The organism is Raineya sp. (assembly GCF_053497555.1).
Genome location: NZ_JBRCWE010000006.1, coordinates 23,697 through 43,725, shown reverse-complemented (window position 1 = coordinate 43,725; position 20,029 = coordinate 23,697). Strand labels below are relative to the sequence as shown.

At 40.5% G+C, this 20,029-nt stretch carries 9 protein-coding genes; 4 read left to right on the top strand and 5 right to left on the bottom strand.

The annotated features are described in order from the left end of the window. Positions 1-62: 62 nt before the first annotated feature. A complete protein-coding gene (locus ACWITO_RS00690; RefSeq protein WP_448528083.1) occupies positions 63-2,066 on the top strand; it encodes a M43 family zinc metalloprotease in 2,004 nt (667 codons plus the stop codon). A 72-nt stretch (positions 2,067-2,138) separates the two neighbouring features. Here ACWITO_RS00690 and ACWITO_RS00685 read toward each other — a convergent pair whose 3' ends face one another. Next, a complete protein-coding gene (locus ACWITO_RS00685) occupies positions 2,139-8,321 on the bottom strand; it encodes an alpha-2-macroglobulin family protein (protein WP_448528082.1) in 6,183 nt (2,060 codons plus the stop codon). A gap of 193 nt (positions 8,322-8,514) precedes the next feature. Here ACWITO_RS00685 and aroB point away from each other — a divergent pair, with 193 nt between their 5' ends. After that, positions 8,515-9,558, top strand: coding sequence for a 3-dehydroquinate synthase (gene aroB, locus ACWITO_RS00680; protein WP_448528081.1), 1,044 nt, complete (start codon positions 8,515-8,517; stop codon positions 9,556-9,558). 59 nt (positions 9,559-9,617) lie between these two features. Here the strand turns inward: aroB and aceB are convergent, their stop codons facing one another. Together aceB and ACWITO_RS00670 are read right to left on the bottom strand one after the other, a co-directional pair. Further along, positions 9,618-11,201, bottom strand: coding sequence for a malate synthase A (gene aceB, locus ACWITO_RS00675; protein WP_448528080.1), 1,584 nt, complete (start codon positions 11,199-11,201; stop codon positions 9,618-9,620). A 172-nt stretch (positions 11,202-11,373) separates the two neighbouring features. Then, the gene (locus ACWITO_RS00670; protein WP_448528079.1) at positions 11,374-13,212 is read right to left on the bottom strand and encodes an amidophosphoribosyltransferase; all 1,839 of its coding nucleotides are present in this window, start codon (positions 13,210-13,212) and stop codon (positions 11,374-11,376) included. Positions 13,213-13,521: 309 nt separating this feature from the next. Here ACWITO_RS00670 and ACWITO_RS00665 point away from each other — a divergent pair, with 309 nt between their 5' ends. Together ACWITO_RS00665 and rimO are read left to right on the top strand one after the other, a co-directional pair. Then, positions 13,522-14,292 (top strand): class I SAM-dependent methyltransferase, encoded by a 771-nt coding sequence (locus ACWITO_RS00665; RefSeq protein ID WP_448528116.1) that lies wholly within the window; start codon positions 13,522-13,524, stop codon positions 14,290-14,292. Between the two features lie 4 nt (positions 14,293-14,296). Continuing rightward, positions 14,297-15,610: a 30S ribosomal protein S12 methylthiotransferase RimO gene (gene rimO, locus ACWITO_RS00660; protein WP_448528078.1), complete on the top strand. Its 1,314-nt coding sequence runs from the start codon at positions 14,297-14,299 to the stop codon at positions 15,608-15,610. On the opposite strand, the gene ACWITO_RS00655 is transcribed toward rimO, so the two are convergent. Then, entirely contained in the window at positions 15,607-18,891 is a 3,285-nt protein-coding gene (locus ACWITO_RS00655) for a hypothetical protein (protein WP_448528077.1), read from the bottom strand. The genes rimO and ACWITO_RS00655 overlap by 4 nt on opposite strands. Beyond that, positions 18,854-19,891 carry an NAD(P)/FAD-dependent oxidoreductase gene (locus ACWITO_RS00650; protein ID WP_448528076.1) on the bottom strand — a complete coding sequence of 346 codons (1,038 nt, stop codon included), beginning with the start codon at positions 19,889-19,891 and terminating at the stop codon, positions 18,854-18,856. Before ACWITO_RS00650 ends, ACWITO_RS00655 begins: the two co-directional genes overlap by 38 nt. Between the last annotated feature and the right edge of the window lie 138 nt (positions 19,892-20,029).

The window sequence follows — 20,029 nt, the reverse complement described above, 5'->3', positions numbered from 1 at the left end:
AAGGCACGTAAATTTTTTAGATTTACGTGCTTTTATATTTTAATCAAACCTTTTCTGATTTTATGCTAAAAAACTTCTTTTTTTCTTTGCTGTTTCTGCTTACAAGTTTTGTTGCAACGGCACAACAAGAACCTTGTGGCTCTCATATTTTTGAGCGTCAGTTACGAGAGCAGTATCCTGATAGCTTCGGTACAATAGAAGATTTTGAAAATTGGCTTAAATCTAAAATGGGTGGTGGGCATCTTTCTCAGCCTGTAAAAATATCTAATGGTCGTTTGGGGGGAGGTCCTTACAAAATAAAAGTCATTATTCACGTAGTTTATCAGACCAGTCAGGCTACTATTGCCAATGGAAGCGAAAATATTCCTTATGCACAAGCCATTTCACAAATTAGGGTATTGAATGAAGATTTTCAGCGAACCAATGCTGATGCTTCTCAAACTCGGAGTTTCTTTCAGACCGTAGCGGGGGCTTTCCCTGATTTAGAATTTGAACCCGCCACACAAGACCCTTTGGGTAATCCGTTGGCTGAACCGGGTGTCAGACGAATTAACGGGCAGACAACTTTTGGGATTACAACTTGGAGTATGAATACCTGTAATAGCACCCTAAAACCTGCCACTATATGGAATCCGAATGTATATTTGAATATGTGGGTGGTAAATTTTGGTAGTTCGGGGCTTTTGGGTTTTGCTCAATTTCCTGATGGTTCGGGTTTGCCCGGTATGCCTACCAGCCCTCAGGCAAGCAATACAGATGGCGTTGTAATGGATTATAGAGCTTTTGGTTCAAATTATCAAGCTGATGGCACGCCTTATCCAGCGGGTCCCTTTATTACAGCTCCTGTTGCACCTAATACCGACCGAGGGCGTACTACTACGCACGAAATAGGTCATTGGCTTGGTTTGCGTCATAGTTGGGGCGATGGCAATTGCTCTGCTGATGATTATTGCACGGATACCCCTTGGCAAAATGGTTCAACTTCGCTGACTTCTTGCTCTTCGCTGTTGAGCAAAAATACTTGTTCTACCATTGATGAAATCTGGGGACAAAATATGCCCGACCAAATTGAGAACTATATGGACTACTCTGCTGATAATTGCAAAAATATGTTTACACGTCAGCAAGTAGATAGAATGAGAATAGTGCTTCTCAACTCTCCTCGCCGTAAAGAACTCATCGGAAATACACTATTTTCTATTTTTTCGGCAAATATAATTGCAGGGGTACAAGGTCTGCAAGTGAATTTTACGGATAGGTCAGGCGTAACAGGTACCGAGCCTGCTATTACTTCTTGGAATTGGAATTTTGATGTAGATGGCTTGGGAGGTGCTTCACCTGCTACTTATACAGCTACATCGGCTTCTGCGGCAAATCCTCCTGTGGTTACTTTCAATAACGTGGGTACATACAAAGTAAGGCTCACGGTAAGCAATGGCACCAAAACTGATGTTTCTGAAATGCTTATTTATGTTCGTCAAGCACCTTTACAAGCTCCTACCAACTTAATTGTAACCAATCAAGAAGGTGATAATCCGAACTTTTTTGCACAAGACCGCATAGATTTGCGTTGGAATGATAACTCTGCTGATGAAGAAAATTTTATACTTTCTCGCCGTAAGGAGGGGCAACCTGTTTCTTCAACAGTGGATATTGCTATTCTACCACCCAATACCACTACTTATATCGATAACGATGCAAGTTTAGAAGATGAAGCAAGTTATATCTATCAAGTAAGGGCTAAAAGAGGAACTGAAACAGCCGCCTCAAATACAAGAAAAATCAAATTTAGGAAAACTCCCACCGCTCTTGAAGAAACGCCATTGGCTCGTGAAATAGGTTTGTATCCTAATCCAGCTCAAAGTAGTTTTGTAGTAGATTTGAAGGGTATTCAGGTGCAAGAGGCTCATTTAGTGCTTTACAATCCTTTGGGACAAATGGTAAGTGAGCAAACTACCCGCAATAGTGTAGCTACTTTCAACATAGAACGCTTGCCCAAAGGTATGTATCTACTGAAAATTCATACTGAAAAGGGTGTGGCAGTCAAACGTTTGAGTGTGCAATAATAAAGCATCGTAATAACGAGAAAATAAAAGAGGGCTTCATTTTCAAAGCCCTCTTTTGTTTGGTTATTCCTTCTACTCAATTTTTACGCGTATTCCTGCCGAATGGCTCGTAAATTCGGGGGTGTACATACATTGAATAGTTGTGATGCCATTGGAGTAATTTCCTTTCAAAGAAGCTCGCAAAGGATATTCAAAAACATACGTACCCTTACGCAAGTAACTGATAAAGAAATTAGTTGCCATATCGCGAGTGCTTTCGTAGTACCACATTCCGTCTTGATAGCGGTAGCCCGAGAGTACATTGATAGGCTCAAAACCAGCGGCACGCATATCTTTCAGATGTACATATTCCATATCTCTATCCACACGAATTTCTACGCGTACTTTTACCAAATCGCCTACCTTGATAGGATTTTTCTCGGTGATAGGTACTAAAATTTTGCCCTTGTCGCTATCTTTTTCCAAGAATAGGTCTTTTTTGATGCTAATGGGGGTTTCGGCAAAAGTGATTTTATCTAATTGTTCAAAATACTGCCAATACACAGCTCCCCAAGCTACGCCTTCATCTTTTTTAGTAACTTTGATATTTCCCATTTCGGGACGAACTTGCTCGGCATTCCAAGCCGTTTTGAAATAACCTGTACCAGCCTCTACTTTGGTTTCGGTAGCCTCCGAAGGGCGAACCACTTGCCCGCCTAAACTTACTTCTACGAGTTGCTCGCTTGCCAAAACATCGCTACCTCTACGCAAAAGAGCAAAACAGGCTTCGGCAGTAGCACGTGTGGTTTTCCAATCTTGGGTTTGTTTTTGCTTCAAGAGCCAAACTTTCAAATCCTCAACGGCTTTGGTGTTTTTGGCAACCTCGTCATAAACTTCAATCATCAAGGCTTGTGTTTCGATAGGGGCGTGGTACCACCACCAAGAACGTTCTTGCTTCCAATACATTCCAAACTCTTCGCTATGCAAAGATTTTTCTGTGAAAGATTTTATCATAGCTTGCGGCGTTTGCTTATCGCCAAATCTATCCAAAGCCAAGCACAACATTCCTTCGGTATAGAGCGGATACGAGAGCCAGAATTTCTTGGCTTGTCCCAAATAATAATTGAAGGCTTCTTTGCTTCCATTGGGAATAGCTATATCTTTGAAATAACTGCGAGCATACAAATACTGAATTTGAATGTAGCTGAGGTTGTTGTTTTCAAATTTACAATCACCACGTTTTACGCAGGCTTTCAGTTTTTCATAATCATCGGCTATCATTCTATCGGCATAAGAGATGGCTTTTTGAAGCATTTGCCAAGTGCTAGCATCTTGGCGAACTGATTTTACTTTCATCACGTCCAGATGTCCCATTTGGGCAATGATGTGCTGTGTCATATATCTATCTTCGGGGAAGCCAAGAAACCACGTAAAACCTCCACTTGAAAGTTGATGCTTACGAACTTTCTCCAGAGCGGCGGCTTGTTCGCTTGCCATTCGGTTCAAATCGAAAAGGAGAGCGATTTGGCGTTTGCGTTGGCTTTCATCTTTGGCATTGAGTACCCAAGGCGTTTCTTCCAAAAGAGCCGATTTAAGTTCCTGATTTTTCTCCAAATTGGAAAGTAGGGCATCGGGCTGGTAGTTTTTCCAAGTATCAAATACTTGTTTGATTTTTGGGTTGCTATTGGCTACGTGGGTAGCAATGGAATTGGCATAATAACGGCTAAAAGTCTGCTCCACACACTCGTAAGGGTACTCCATCATATAAGGCAATGCCTGTACTGCATACCAAGCGGGGTTAGAGGTAAATTCCAAAGTGAAACGCTGGTGTTTGAGCGTATTGGAACTACCGCTGGTGATGAGTTTTTCAAACTTAAAGTCCTTTTCTTGCTTTCCACGAATGGGCAAAGGCATTGTTTCGGTTACAAGCATTCGGTTGGTAACTACGGGCAAAGTCATTTCTTCGCCGTCAGAAAATTTGCCTGATTTAGCCACCACTCGGTAAGTAAGAGCCTGCAAACCTTCAGGAATACGAATTTTCCATTCCAAATTCTGACTCTGACCGGGTTTTACCACAAAAGATTTTGCCCCAGAACTTTCTCCAAAGCCTAAATTCACTTTTTTACCTGCTATTGCATCAAAAAACTCTATTTGGGCTTCGCCTTTGAGTTCGGTTTCGGCAAGAGAGGTAACTTTTACAGCGAACACCATTTCATCATTTTCTCTATAAAAACGAGGCTGATTAGGCACTACCATCAAGTTTTTTTGGGTTACCAAAGAGTTTTCAGCAAGGGCATACGCTAATTCTTTGGTATGTACAAAGCCAAGCATTTTCCAGCGGGTTAGGGCTTCGGGCACGGTGAATTTAATGATAATTTCGCCGTTTTCATTGGTACGCAATTCAGGGTAGAAAAAGGCTGTTTCGTTGAAATTTTTACGGATTTGCACTTCATCTGCTTGAGTTTTCTTGCCTTTGTCTTTTCCTACATTATTTTTTGTTTCAGTATTCCCAAATACCTCTTGCTCGCTTAGTTCTTCATCGGCGGCGGCTTCTTTCTTTTTAGTCATTTCTCTTTTTTCTACATCACTATAAGCGGTCGTTGGACTTACCTCCAAAGCTTCTCCGTCTCTTTCTTTCATTGAAGCGGCAGGTTTTGTAGCATATTTTATATTTCCGCCTCTATCCCTCCGCCTTGAATAGTAGTAATAAAAGCTATACCCAAACCAGTTCAAATCGTCAAAATCGTAATTAAAAGTGGCAAAAGAGCGATTCCACCCATAATATTGCACCCGAAAAGCATCTGCCTTGAAGTCGGGGGTTGCCTCCCAATTTCCATAGAGATAGTTGGCTCTCCAAAAACTGGCGTCCCATTCATTTACTCTGAAAGCATCAAGCGAAGCATCGTAGAGTGTAGCAACCATTTCGGCGGCGATTTTATCGGCTTTTTTGCCCTTGATACGCAAACGCCATTCTTCTTGCTCGCCAGGCAGGAGTTTGTCGCGATAGGTTTCAAAAATTACTTCCAATTCTTTTTCGCTATAAGGTACATTGACAAATTTTTGCTCCTTGTAAAGGCGATTGTTGTAAATGCCTACAGCCGTAACATAAAAACCTCCTTTCATAGCTTCGCGGATAGGTACAGCCAGCAAGGTTTGCTCATTTTTTAGATTTAACCATTCGCTTTTCAAAATCTCTCTTTCAAAAGCGACTTCATACAATATCTTTTGCGTATGAGAGGTAGCCACCAAAATTTGAGCTGTTTCACCTGCTTCGTGAGCAGGTTTAAGGGGTTTGAGCAAAACATTGGTAGGAATGGCAGGGCTTTTGGCTTTATCCGAAAATACTTCAAAGTAATTTTTGCTACGAACTTCTTGCCCGTATTTATCGGTAGCAACCATTTCAATAAGATAAATGCCTTGTTGCCATTTTTTGAGGTCTTTGAGTTCAAACTCTTTCTTTTCGCGTGTATTGAAAGCTGTATTGAACACGCTTCTATCTTTTTCCCAAAAAGCTTGGTTATCTTCATTCTGATAGGCTTCATCGGGAAACATACGCTCAAAATCGGCTTTGGAGAGTGTATGTACATCAGGCTTGCCCCATAAGCGTTGCTTGAAAGACTTGGAAGGTATTTTGAGCCTATAAATGTGAACTTCTCCTTGGGCTGGTTCAAATTCGCCCATCAGGTTGGTTGTTTGAATTTGAAAGGCTTTGCCTTCCCAAGTATCTTGGTTAAGGTCGGCGAGATTTGTGCCAATTTGCAAAGTTTTGTAACCCACTTTCACGGTGATTTGGTTGCTACGGGTTTCGCCATTGAGGTCGGTTACATCGGCATAAATTGTATAATTGAACACAGGTTCGCTGGCTTTATCTACACTCAAATCGGGGATAGCATTGAATTTGATTTTGAAAACGCCATTGGCATCGGTTTGGGCAGTGCCATTCGTGATTTCAATTTCAGGGCTTTCAGGATAGTATCCATACCAACGCCACCACCAAATCGGAAACTCCGCTTTACGAACCACTCGGTATTTTACTTGGGCATTATCAATGCTTGCCCCTGAATAGGCTTGTGCTTTTCCTTCGGCAATTACTTCCTCACCCAAACGATAGGCTTGCTTCAAAGGCTCAAATTTTACTTCAAATTTGGGGCGTTTGTACTCTTCTACTGAAAAATAGATATTTCCATTGATGCTGGAAGCAAGTTGCATTTGCCCTGTAATGCCATTTTGTGGGGCGGTAAAAAAGCCATTGAAAGTTCCATATTCATTCGTAACAAAACTTTTTCTTTCTACTTCCTGACGATTCACATTGTAAAAAACTACTTCCACAGGCATATTAGGCAAAATCTTATTTTCTTTGCCTTTTTGGGTAATAAGTAGTCCCTTGAAATAAATAGTTTGCCCAGGTCGGTAAATGGCTCTATCCAAGAAAAACAAGGTTTTGGAAATAGCTTGTGGCTCTTGGTAGGCAGTTTGGTACAAAGCTCCATACGAATAATAGCGTCCGTCATCTACTTGTTGTGTAGAAACAAAGTCGTTTCCGAGTTTGAAATCTATATCTAAATTGGTTTCGTAGTAGCTTCTATCCGTAGAACGCATATAGGGTAATCGTACAAAGCCTTTGGAGTCGGTTTGAAACTTCCCTTTGGCAAATCTTTCATAATATCCCAAAGAAGAGTTGTAGCGATAGGTATAGGCTTCCAATTGTACATTGGGCAGGGGTTCGCCTGTTTTGCGGTGCAAGGTGTATAAGTCCATTTTGCCATCGGGCAGATTTTTATGGATATAGGCAATATCGGAAATGGTAAAAAAGTTGTAGGCAATGGCGTTATCTTTTTCAAGGGTAAAATTATTTTTTTCGCTGGTAATAAGCATATAGTCGCCTGTGGGCAAACCCTCAAAAGCAATTTCGGTACGGTGCTTTTGGAAATCTTGCTGGTTGGGTAAATTAAAAGAACCTGTACGAATAGGTTTTTGGCTAAGGAAATGAGTAAGAAATTTGCGTTCTTGGTAGTCGTCGTAGTTTTTGCGTTGCTCTCGGCGTTTTTTTTCAACTTCTGCCCTATCTACCTTAAAAATACGGAAATGCAGTTTGTCAAAATTACTATAAGTAAGCAAAGCCTTAAAAGCAGTGTTTGATGGCTCGGTTTGCTCCATTTGTAAAGCAATTTCTTTGGTGATAATACTATTTTGTAGGCTTTTGCAGTTGATTGTGCCTCTGCTATCGGGGTATTTTTGTATGGCCTCTTCGCAAATCTGATAGGCTTTTTTCAAATCCATCTGAAACTGATTACCTTTTTCGGGATTATATTTTTGCCCTCTCTTAAACCAATACATAGCCAAAGCGTGATATACAAAAGAAACTTCAGCGTTGCCTTCGTAAAGGTTTTTCATTTTTTCGAGAGCTTGCAAATAGAGTTCATCTTTTTGGGGTGAAACCGAATTTTTATACACAAACTGCTGGCGGGCTAAATCTATATGCAGATAGGTGTTTTTGTTGCTATTCTGATTGATTTTGAGCAGTTCTTGGTAGATTTTGAGCGTGATGAAATCAAAAGAGTCTTCGTCTTTGGTTTGCAGGTTGAGTTTGATAAAATAGGTGGCGGGGGCAAAGTATTCATTTTTATCTACCTGAAAATAGTAAAAAGGGCGAGTAACTTCAGCTTCGTTGTTTTGGAAAAAATAAATGGCACGCCAAGCCAGAAAATCGTAGAGGGTGGGGCGTAAGGCACGAGCCTCTTGCATACCTTTGCTGATGATTTCATCAAAAACGTTGATTTGTACTTTTTGCAATTCAGAAGCATTTTGAAGCGAAAGCAAGAAATGTTTGCGGGTTTCTTCGGTAATTTTGGCGATGCTCCACGTTTCTATATCTTCGGGGCTTTCCTGCATTTGCGTTCTGCCCGAAAATTGCCAGCGGTTTTCTTGGTAATATTTCCAAAAAATTTCAGCCTGCATAGAATAGAGCAGATTTTTGGTCGGGAAATCAGCTTTTTCAGCCTCTTTTTTGAGTTCCATTAGGGCTTTGACCACATCTTTTTCTTCTTTTACCTCGTAATATTTGAGCCTATGAATTACTGCTTTTACGAGTTGTGCATTGTTTTTTTCTTTTTGAGCGAGTGCATAAATAGCCTCTACTTCTTTGCGAGCCGTTTCGGGTAAGCCTTTGTCTTCGGCGTCAGTTACTTTTTTCCACAAATTTTCATACATAGTTTGTGCCTGATTAGTTTGGACGATTGCCAGTAGAATAGCAAGAGCGAAAATGAGCTTTTTCATAAAGATACGCTTTTTCTTGTATGATGTAAGGTTAGCAAAAATTCCATAAAAAAGAAAGAAAAAAATTTCAAAAGTAGGACAAAGCACTTTTCTGCTTGCGGGCTTGTGATTTTAGAAAATTTGGGCAAGAAAATTCTTTTCCTTACGTTTGATTAAAAATTGGTGCAAACACTTTTCTAAAACTTTTTTGCAAGTGGAAAATGTTTTTTTCTGTTCGGCAAACCTGACTAATACCCTCAAAGAATGGCTTTCGAAGCAAAATTACAGCAAGATTTTTATCCTTTGCGATGAAAACACTTCCAAGCACTGCTTGACGGCACTTGAGTTTTTGTGGAATAAGGCGTTTGTTTTTAAGATTCCTTCGGGAGAGGCATATAAAAACATTGAAACCGCCCAACAGATTTGGTCGGCAATGACTGCCCAAAAATTTGATAGAAACGCACTACTTATCAATTTAGGGGGAGGGGTGATTGGTGATTTGGGAGGCTTTTGTGCCGCTACATACAAACGTGGCATTGATTTTATTCAAATCCCAACTACCTTGCTTGCCCAAGTAGATGCCAGCGTAGGCGGAAAAGTAGGTATAGATTTTGAAGGCTATAAAAATCAAATAGGTGTTTTTTCACTTCCTAAGGCGGTTTTTATTGATACAATTTTTTTAGAAACCTTACCCGAAAGAGAATTGCGTGCAGGTTTTGCCGAAATCATTAAGCATTGCCTCATTGCTGATAAGGAAATGTGGAATGAAATCTCCACTTTGCCTTGGAAAGAGCAAGATTGGGATACTTTGGTTCAACATTCCGTTGGGTACAAGAAAATAATTGTTGAAAAAGATTTTCAAGAAAAAAATGTTCGCAAACTGCTCAATTTTGGGCATACGGTTGGACACGCTTTGGAAAGCCACTTCTTGGAAACTGATAACTCACTTTTACACGGCGAGGCAGTAGCTTGGGGTATGATTGCCGAAAGTTTTATCGCTGTTCAAAAAGGCTTTATTGAAAAAGAAGATTTAGATGAAATTCAAGATTACATTGCAGGGCAGTTTGCAGATAGCAAAATATTTTTGAGCGATAAAGATGTGGAAGAAATTACCCAACTGGCTCTGCAAGATAAAAAAAATCAGAGTGGCGAAATTCGTTGCACTTTGCTTTCGGAAATTGGCAGAGGCATTATTGATGTGCCTGTGGCTGAACACGAATTGCAAGAAGCCTTGTTTTATTTGAATGAAATACACTAATTTTTGCTCTTTCCTCTTTTTGGTAGCCACCAAAAAGAGGAAAGAAAATGAAACCCAATCTATGCCAAATATTCGTAAGCGGGAATAGTCAGAAATTCCACAAAATTTTCATTCAAAACAATTTCATCAAAAATTTTGATAGCCTTTTCTAAATTTCCTGTTTGCACTCTTGCCTCACCGAGCAGTTTTTTGCATTTTTCGGTTTCTTCTTGTAAAATTTGCTTGTAAAGTGCTAAATCAATAGTTCTGCCGTCCTCTAATGGGGCTTTTGTTTTGAGCCATTGCCACACTTGGGCTCTTGAAATTTCAGCGGTTGCGGCATCTTCCATAAGGTTGTAGAGAGCCGCCGCTCCTACCCCCGAAAGCCACGATTCAATGTACAAAATGCCTACATTGATGTTGGTTCGCAAGCCTTGCTCGGTAATTTTTCCACCTTCTATCGTAAAATTGAGCAAATCTTTATCCGAAAGGTGTAGGTCTTGGCGTAAAATGTGCTTTTGATGAGGATTTGAGCCCAAAACTTTATCAAAGGCTTCTTGGGCAATAGGTACAAGGTCGGGGTGGGCAACCCAAGTACCATCATAGCCTGTGGTAGCTTCCAATTCTTTATCGGCACGTACTTTGGCAAAAGCATTTTTATTTACTTCTTCATCTTTACGAGAAGGAATAAAAGCCGACATTCCCCCTATGGCGTGAGCATTGCGTTTGTGGCAAATTTTCACAAGCAACTGAGCATAGGCACGCATAAAAGGTACTTGCATCGTGATTTGGCTTCTGTCGGGGAATTGGGCTTGGGGCAAATGATGAAGTTTTTTGATAGTGCTAAAAATGTAGTCCCAACGTCCTGCATTTAACCCTGCCAAGTGCTTACGAAGTTCGTAGATGATTTCTTCCATTTCAAATGCCGCAAGGATAGTTTCAATCAGTACCGTAACTTTGATAGTACCTTCGGGTATGGCTAAATAATTTTGGGCTTCTACAAATACTTCGTTCCAGAGGCGGGCTTCCAAATGGTTTTCTAATTTGGGCAAATAAAAATAAGGAGCTGTACCACGAGCAAGCAAATTTTGGGCATTGTGGAAAAAGAAAAGTCCGAAATCAAACAGAGAGGCAGAAATAGGTTCGCCTTCTACCAGAAAGTGCTTTTCAACTAAGTGCCAGCCACGAGGGCGAACTTTCAGGACTGCGGTTTTTTCGTTGAGCTGATAGGTTTTGCCGTTTTCGGCGGTAAAGTCTATTTGTCGCAAAATGGCATTTTTCAAGTTGATTTGCCCTTCCAAACAATTTTCCCAAGTGGGCGAGTTGGCATCTTCAAAATCTGCCATAAATACCTTTGCTCCCGAATTGAGAGCATTGATAACCATTTTTCTATCCACAGGTCCTGTGATTTCTACGCGTCTATCTTGCAAATCCGCAGGTATAGGGGCTACTTTCCAAGAAGCATCTTCACGAATGGCTTGTGTTTCGGGTAAAAAAGTGGGTAATTTGCCATTTTTAAGTTCCTGCAGGCGTTCCTGACGTTTAGCAAGTAGCTCTTTACGCTTGGGATTGAATTTTTTGTGTAAATGAACCAAAAAAGCGATTGCCTCATCTGTTAGCACTTCGCTATACAGATTGGCGGCTGAAATTTGGGCATTGAGCATAATTATCCAAGATTAGAGGGTTGAAGTATGGGCAAGCAATTTAGCGAAAATTCGCTAAAAGAGAAAAATTTGCCAAGAAAATTTATAAGCATTTAGGCTCAAAAATGCAGAAAGAGGGGAGTATTACATCTACTGCCCTTACCTTAAACTTTTGCCTTGCTGTTTTCAGCCTTTAATAAGCCCTTTCCAATCTGCCCTCTAAAAAGTTTTTCAAGGATTTATTCACCACCTTATAGCCGCCAGGCGTGGGATAGTTGCCTGTAAAGTACCAATCACCTTGATGTAGGGGGCAGGCATTGTGCAGATTTTCTATACTTTGATAGATAACTTCAACTTCTGCCTGAATTTTGCTTTTTTGCTTTATCATTTGGGCAATTTTGACTGAAATTTCCTCTTCGCTGAAAAGATTGTACCATTTTTGAGCAAGATTTTCATTTTCAGCAAGCAGTTTTTCGTCAAAAACAAGGTGTTCGCCTCGTTCTTTGAGCAGTTCCAGCATAGCCCGAAAGGCAACAAATTCACCCATTTTGGACATATCTATTCCATAACAATCGGGATAGCGAATTTGAGGAGCAGAAGAAACAATGATAATTTTTCGGGGTTCTAATTTATCCAGCATTTGCAAAATGCTCTCTTCCAAAGTAGTACCTCTCACGATAGAGTCGTCAATGATAACGAGCGTATCTTGCTTTTTGCGAACTACGTTGTAGGTGGTATCATACACCGAATTGACCATTTCTTTGCGGTGGCTATCATCAGTGATAAAAGTGCGGAGTTTAGCATCTTTGATAACCAGTTTTTCTACGCGTATGCGTGTAGAAATGGTTTTTTCAAGATTTTGCCAATCTTGCTTTTGTAGAAAATCTTTTCGCTTTTGCTCCAAGTGGTATTCCAAACCTTTGAGAAGTCCTAAAAAAGATGTTTCGGCGGTATTGGGAACATAGGAAAAAATCGTGTTTTCTAAATCGTATTGGATAGCTTCCAAAACTTTGGGAGCAAGTAAAAATCCTAACTGCTTGCGTTCCTGATAGATAGCAGGGTCTGTTCCACGTGAAAAATAAATGCGTTCAAAACTGCAAGACTTTTGGGGCAAAGGCTCGGCAAAGGGTTTTTGTTCAAAAGTAGCGTTTTTATGAACAATCAGGGCGTGAGCAGGCTTTATCTCTTCAATTTCTTCATAAGGGGCATCAAAAGCAAGTTTGATAGCGGCTCTTTCAGAAGCTACCACCAAAAATTCATCATTTGCCCAAAAATAAGCAGGGCGAATACCCGCAGGGTCGCGAGCTACGAAAGCCGCTCCGTAGCCTGTCATTCCTACAATAGCATAGCCGCCATCAAAATCTTTGCAAGCTCTACGCAAAACTCTCTGTAAATCAATCTTTTCCTCAATTACTGCCGACATTTCCTGCTTGCTGTAAAGTTCTTTGTGGGCATCGTAGATGAGTTGGTTTTCTTCGTCCAAAAAATGACCGATTTTTTCAAGTACGGTTACGGTATCAATTTTTTCTTTGGGGTGCTGACCAAGCTGAAGCAGTTTTTCAAAGAGTTCATCATTGTTGGTCATATTAAAATTGCCTGCAAGCACCAAATTTCTGCTTCGCCAATTATTCTGACGCAAAAAAGGGTGGCAATTTTCAATGCTGTTCAAGCCGTGTGTGCCATAGCGTAGGTGTCCTAAAAGCAACTCACCTGTAAAAGCGACATTTTCTTTAAGCCATTGGGCATTGAGGGCTTCTTTTTTGTGTCCTTTGGTAGTTTTCTTAATTTTTTTTGCTATTTTCTTGAAAATTTTATGCGTAGCTTGCTGTTTGATAGAACGATACCTACTGATGTAACGGTGCCCAGGCGGCACATCTAACTTAATGACAGCCACTCCTGCTCCATCTTGCCCCCGATTGCTTTGTTTGTCCATAAGCATATACAACTTTTGCAAAGGATATAGCACCGAGCCGTATTTATCTAAGTAATACTGGTAAGGCTTACGCAAACGAATAAAACCAATTCCACACATTTGTACCCAAAAATTTAGAAATGAAAAAGCAATAATTTTCTGCAAAGATAAGGAATTTATTTGGCAAAAAGAGAGCCTAATGGCAAGTTTTGGAAAAAGGTTTTATGAGGCTGATATTAAAAATTTTGGCAATTGTTTAGGTCTAATTGCAGTATTGAAACAGGAAACAGGAAGCAAGAAACAGGATTTAGAGCATTAGATATGATAGCTATACGGAGTAAAACTTTTTTTACCCCAAACGCTTGAACCTTTAACTTTTTGAACATAAATAGTTACAAATTTTGTATCTTTGTGGCTTATTTGGAAGCAATGAAGCAACTGGTTCGTTTTTTTATTCGTTTTGTGCCTCGCAAGTATTTACAGAAGTTTGGTATAGGTGCTTTGCGGGTGGTAGCGGTGTTTTACAGAGGCAATCAGGTACAATGCCCTATTTCGGGCAAAACTTACCGAAAGTTTTTGCCTTATGGCAGAATAAAGCCTCGTGAAAATGCTCTTTGCCCCGACTCGCTTTCTTTGGAACGCCACCGCTTGCTGTGGCTATACTTGCAAAGAAAAACCAATTTTTTTCAAGCCCCCCTGAAAGTGTTGCACATTGCTCCTGAAATTTGCTTTTTGAAAAAATTTGAAAATCTATCTAATTTACAAGAATATGTTACGGCAGATTTGGAGTCGCCTTGGGCAAAAGTAAAAATGGATATTCACCAAATGCCTTTTGCTGATAATAGCTTTGATGTAGTTTTCTGCAATCACGTTTTAGAACACGTAACAGATGATTTGCAGGCTTTACGAGAAATTTACAGAGTGCTACAAAAAGGGGGCTGGGCAATTTTGCAATCTCCTTTGGATTGGAACTTGCCTCAAACCTATGAAGACAAAAGCATTACCTCACCCAAAGAGCGAGAAAAAGCCTTTGGGCAAAGCGACCATTTGAGGCTCTATGGCGGAGATTATGCAGAACGCATTGCTTCTGTGGGTTTTAGAGTAGTGGCAGATGATTTTGTAAAAACGCTTCCCGCCGAAGAAATCAAACGTTATGCTTTGGATATGAATGAAATAATTTTCGTAGCTTACAAGGATTAAAACAATGAAAACCAAAACTTTACGCAAAAACAAAGTCAATATCATTACTTTGGGGTGTGCCAAAAATTTGGTAGATTCTGAAGAAATTTTTACCCAACTCAAAGCCAATCGTTTTGAGGTAACTCACGAAGAAGCTCAATCTGATGCCAACATCATTATTATCAATACTTGCGGCTTCATTGAAAATGCCAAGCAGGAATCCATTGATACTATTTTGCAATATGCCGATGCCAAAGAAGAAGGCTTAATTGATAAACTCTATGTTACAGGTTGTCTTTCGCATCGCTACAAAGACGAACTTTCTGCTGAAATTCCGCAAGTGGATGCTTTTTTTGGCACAAACGAATTGCCTCGTTTGCTCAAAACCCTCAAAGCAGACTACAAACACGAACTTGTAGGCGAAAGGCTACTCACTACCCCTTCGCATTATGCTTATCTCAAAATTTCGGAAGGTTGCGACCGACCTTGCTCTTTTTGTGCTATTCCGCTGATGAGGGGCAAACACGTTTCGCGTCCTGTGGAACAACTTGTAGAACAAGCCAAAAATTTTGCCAAAAAAGGCACCAAAGAGTTAATCCTGATTGCCCAAGACCTTACCTATTATGGTTTGGATACCGAAGGCAAAAGAACTTTACATCAACTTTTAGAAAAACTCGCCGAAGTGGAAGGCATTGAATGGATACGCCTCCAATACGCCTATCCTGCGGGTTTCCCTATGGAAATTTTGGACGTAATCCAAAAACACGCTAGTATCTGCAAATATTTGGATATGCCTTTGCAACACGGCTCCTCTGAAATGCTCAAAATAATGCGTAGAGGCATTACCCGTGAAAAAACAGAAGTACTTTTGGATAAAATTCGGCAAAAAGTGCCTGAAATTGCTTTACGAACCACACTGATTGTCGGACACCCCCACGAAACTGAAAAACACTTTGAGGAAATGTGTGAATTTGTAGAAAAAATGCGTTTCGATAGGCTGGGAGTTTTCACATACTCTCACGAAGAGCAAACACATTCCTTCACAATGCCAGATGACATTCCACAAGAGGTAAAGCAAGAACGTGCCGCCGAAATTATGAACATTCAGCAGGAAATTTCTTGGGAACTCAATCAGCAAAAAGTAGGCAAAGTTTTTAAGGTGCTTTTTGATAGAAAAGAGGGGGATTACTTTATCGGTAGAACAGAATACGACTCCCCCGAAGTAGATAACGAAGTGCTGGTAAAAGCTGATAAAAATACTTACATACGCATAGGCGATTTCGCAAGTATTCGCATTACCGTAGCCCAAGAGTTTGATTTGTTTGGTGTGCTTGCCTAAAAATCATACCCCATAGAAATCACCCACACGGGGCGTGGCGTAACTACAAAGTCCTCCACTTTCCAAGCTATATCGGCTTTCAGGTAGTAGCCCAAAAAGGTGGTACGAAAGCCCCAGCCATAGCTTGCCAAATAAGGACTTTTGAAATTATTGACAATGATAGTGAAAGGGGGTGTATCTATCAGTTGGGTATTTACATCATTTTGCCTATTCCAAGGGGCTGTGTTGTTCCAAGCCGAGCCGAGGTCGCCGAAGGCAATAAATTGCAGATTTTTGAAAAAGTTGGAAGAAATGGAGTTTTGAAGCAAATATTTGATAATTGGCACTCGCAGTTCGGCATTGAATAGCATAAAATATTTGCCATTCTGGCTGTTGAAATTAAAGCCACGCAAATTAGTGGCAAATTCGTGAAAAAGTACATCAGGATTGCCTTGCTCAAAACTTACATCAAGCGGCGGATTGCCTCCCAAGCTTGCTTGTTGCGAAAGATTATTATCCACACCTCCCAGCATAAAACGTTTAGGCGAACGTCCTCCAAATGCCCCAGCACTGAAACGAGCCGCAAAGGTAATTTCTTTGTGCAAAGACTGATAGTGGCGAATGTCCAACATCAACTTATCAAAACCTTCGTTGATATGGCTGAAAGAGGGGTTGAACTCATAATAAATTTTCGCCCTTGTGCCTTCTACCATATTGGGAGCTTTGGTAATGGTGTTATCAAAGTTAAACTCGGCTCTTGAGTGGAAATAGCTGATGTATTCGGGAAACTTTGTAATAAAAAGCAAATTCACAGAGCGTCTGTCCATATAACCGCCTGTTAGGCTCACTCGCATTGAATTGGTAAAAGGATAAGAGGCTGTAAGCGTGAAGCGATTGCTGGCATAGCGTTGAGCAATACCTACCGAAGGGTTGTTGGCGTAGATGCTTTTTCTATCGTAGCGAGCAATGAGGTCAAGACGATTGGCAAGATACTGATATTCTGCAAAATAATTGGCACTACGAAGGTCAAAAAGCCCTAACAACCCGCCTTTCATGCGGTGGTTTTCCAGTAAATCACTCACTTCCATTTCAAAAAGCAAACCAAAACCACGTATAGGGTCTATGAAAGGGGTGGAAACACTGCTTTCGGTGGTAAAAAGTGGCTCATAGGGATAGGCTCCGCGTATTTCAGGGTTTTTGTTAGTTTTTCTCCTTTGCGAGAAATTGGTAACGAGTGTCAGATTATCATTTTTCTGATTTTTCATCTTTTCTTTGACTTCCTTTACCACTTCGGGGTCAAATTGGTAGTCGTCTGTATCAATTTCTTCGGGGTTGTAGGGCTTTTCGGGTTTGTATTCGGGTTCGGTGGGTTGTTGAGTTTTTTCCTCTTGTTTTTCTTGGGCAGAGCTATCTGCAAGGGCTTGCTGTTCGGGCAAAAGACCTTTTTGCTTCAAATACAAAATGCGTGAAGTAGGAATACTTTTCCGATTTTGGGTAAAATCAAAATTTCTTTTGAGCATCAATTTTTCTTTACGCTTGTGCCAAGAGCGAAAAGCCAGCAAATTTCCTCGCTCTGCCACGCTAAATTTCTGTATGCTATGCCTTGAATTGGTAAGTTGGCGAACTTCTTTGCTCACCAAATTCACACTAAAAAGGTTAGAAATACCATTTTGCTCGCTCAAAAACATTGCTGTTTGTTCATCAAACATTACAGGATATAGCTCTTTTTGAGGGGCATTGGTAAGACGAACTAATTTATTAGCCGATTCTTGCGGATTGTAATAGAAAAGGTCATAATTTTCGCCGATGGTTCTGAAATCGCCGGGAGGAATATTTAGGCTATCGGCGGGGCGGTTGGAAGAAAAAACCAAAATATCGTTGCTTTTGCCTACAAAAACGGGGTCTGTATCGTCATAGAGGTCATTGGTAAGACGTTTCATAAAACGCTCTCGGATAGTGTATAGGTACAAATCGTTGCTACCTGCCTGCACACCTGCCGAGCCTATACGGTCGCTACTAATCGCCAGTACGCTCCCATCTGCCGAAATATCAAAACCTGTTACCTGATTGAAAAACTCAAATTGCAGTTGTTCCAATTTTTTCACTTTTCTTTTACCTACTTTGAGTATTCGGAAGCGGGTTTTGTTTTTGTGTTTGTAGCAAATGGCAAGTTGGTTATCATCAGACCAAGCCAAAAGTGGGATTTTTTCGTTTATTCTTTGTGCATTGAGCCGAAAGCCGCCTCTGAAAACCACTTTTCGCCTCATATTATCCAAATTCCTCACTACTACGGCGTAATGCCCGTTTCGGTTTTCGGAATAAGCAACAAATTTTCCATTGGGGCTAATTTTTACCTCGTTGTAGGTTTTGCGTTTGTGGTTTTGTTTCTTGAGTTGTGTATCAAAATCCAGTGCTTCGTAATCGGTTTTTGCTTGTTTAGCCATTTCCAAATAGAAACTTCGCCAATCCTCAATAAAATCGTCATACGAAATACCCAAAGTGCTTGCAATGGCATCTTTTTCGCTACGTATGATACGCGTAAGGTTCAGAATGTTGGAAATGTTGTTTTCGCCATATTTGATAGCAATGTAGTTCCAAATAGATTGCCCTACCAGCATAGCTTCTTTGCCAATGAGTTTGTGAGGGCGTTTGAGTTGCGGATATTCAATGGAGTTTCGCATATAGTCGTCCATTTCGCTACTCCACGCATCGGCTACGAAAGCGGCGGCACCGGGCATAAACCAATCGGGCAGGGTGAGCAAAGCTCCATTTTTCAAGATTTCACGAATATTGCCGCCATACATCATTTCATTGACAAAAATCTGGGCAATTCCGAAAGAAATTTCCTTTTTGAATTCATACAAACTCCCTGTGAAAGGAATTTCAATTTTGGGCTTGATAAAATTTGTTTGTCCGCCTACGGTACGGCTGTTTTCATTGGCAAGCCCTACATTGCTTTGCTGTAAATCAGAAACGGAGTTGTAAATAAAAAGTTTGGTTTTGGCAGTGGGGTTATGCCCCAAAAGAGTGGTAATTCTATCAAATTCGCTTTCGGCGTAAAGCAAAGCAAAATCGGCAATGGCACTACCAAAATCGTAGTAATAGACTTCAAAATTGGTAGTTGTTTTCATTCGCCAGTCAAATTCCTGAAATTGCACCCGATTTTTACCAAAGGGTCTTTGCGTAAGTCCTTCTACTTGCGAATAGACTGGAAAAGAAAGCAAAAAAATAGCCAAAAGGGCAAACATTTTTTTGCTAATGTTTTCAAGCAGGTTGGTTGATTTCTTGAGGTAATGGAGCATTTTCGTATAAGTGTTTGAAAAATCTATCAGCCAAGTAAGGGGCAAGCGAAACGCCTTTGCTACCCAAACCATTGAAAATACCTATCTGAGGCATTTGCGGGTGTAAGCCTATAATGGGGCGGCGGTTTTTGGTAGCAGGACGAAGCCCCGCTTTTTGAGCAATAACGCTAAAATCTTTTTTAAGCAAATTTCTTGCCTTTTCTGTAAGTTCGGCTTTTGCTTTTTCAGAAATTTCCCAATCCAACTGATGCCAACTATACGTAGAAGCTACTCGGAAGGTATTTTTACCCAAAGGTACAATACTTATCCCCTGATTGATGATACTTTCAAAATTTGCCTCTGCCATTGCAATATCAATCACCTCTCCTTTGGCAAAATTGAAAGGCAAATTTTGGAAAAAAGGGTTCAGAGTGGCTTGCGTACCTTCGCAGAAAATAATTTTTTCAGCTTCAATACCTTTGTAGGCAACTTTGTCTGAAAAAATCTGCAAAGCCGAATAATCAAAAATTTCCCTGAAATATAGAGATTTTTTTTCCAAAAAGCAACGAAATGCTCTAAGAAGTTTGGGAAGTTCTATCCAGCCTGCCTGCAAAGTTTCTATCCCGCCGTAGGGGCTTTGTATATCAGGGCGGTACTGCTCCTCGGCTACGGCTGTATTGAGGTACGACTTGAATTCGGGCAAAGCACTTTTGGCAATCCATTCGTTTTGCTCCTCAATAGAACGAAATGGGCGATAAATTGGGGTAGAATGTACAAACTGCTCTCCCAAAACATCTTCCATTTCTCTGTAAAAAGTATGTAAAAAAGGGAACAAATCATCTGCAAGCCAAGTTTTTACAAGATTTTTTCCTGTAAGCGGGTTGAAAATACCCCCTGCTACTTGCGAAGCCGAAGGAAATTCCTCTGCATTGAAAACAAGAGGTGTTTTTTTATGTTGCAAGAAAGTGTAAGCAAGCACGGTGCCTGCAATGCCTTGTCCTACAATAATGCAATCGTACATAAAACCAAGTTACAGAACCAAACACTTTCAAAACGCTGTTTTTATGGCAAAAGTTTGCATTTTGCAAAATCAAAATTTTGTTATCTTTGTAAAACAAAGCACGCTTACCAGTCGTTCTCTTTGGAAAATAGTAGAAAA

Excerpts from the sequence above, each read along its gene's own strand:
- ACWITO_RS00690 (WP_448528083.1), top strand. The coding sequence starts at position 63 with ATGCTAAAAAACTTCTTTTTTTCTTTGCTGTTTCTGCTTACAAGTTTT.
- ACWITO_RS00685 (WP_448528082.1), bottom strand. The coding sequence starts at position 8,321 with ATGAAAAAGCTCATTTTCGCTCTTGCTATTCTACTGGCAATCGTCCAA.
- aceB (WP_448528080.1), bottom strand. The coding sequence starts at position 11,201 with ATGCTCAATGCCCAAATTTCAGCCGCCAATCTGTATAGCGAAGTGCTA.
- ACWITO_RS00670 (WP_448528079.1), bottom strand. The coding sequence starts at position 13,212 with ATGTGTGGAATTGGTTTTATTCGTTTGCGTAAGCCTTACCAGTATTAC.
- ACWITO_RS00665 (WP_448528116.1), top strand. The coding sequence starts at position 13,522 with ATGAAGCAACTGGTTCGTTTTTTTATTCGTTTTGTGCCTCGCAAGTAT.
- rimO (WP_448528078.1), top strand. The coding sequence starts at position 14,297 with ATGAAAACCAAAACTTTACGCAAAAACAAAGTCAATATCATTACTTTG.
- ACWITO_RS00655 (WP_448528077.1), bottom strand. The coding sequence starts at position 18,891 with ATGCTCCATTACCTCAAGAAATCAACCAACCTGCTTGAAAACATTAGC.
- ACWITO_RS00650 (WP_448528076.1), bottom strand. The coding sequence starts at position 19,891 with ATGTACGATTGCATTATTGTAGGACAAGGCATTGCAGGCACCGTGCTT.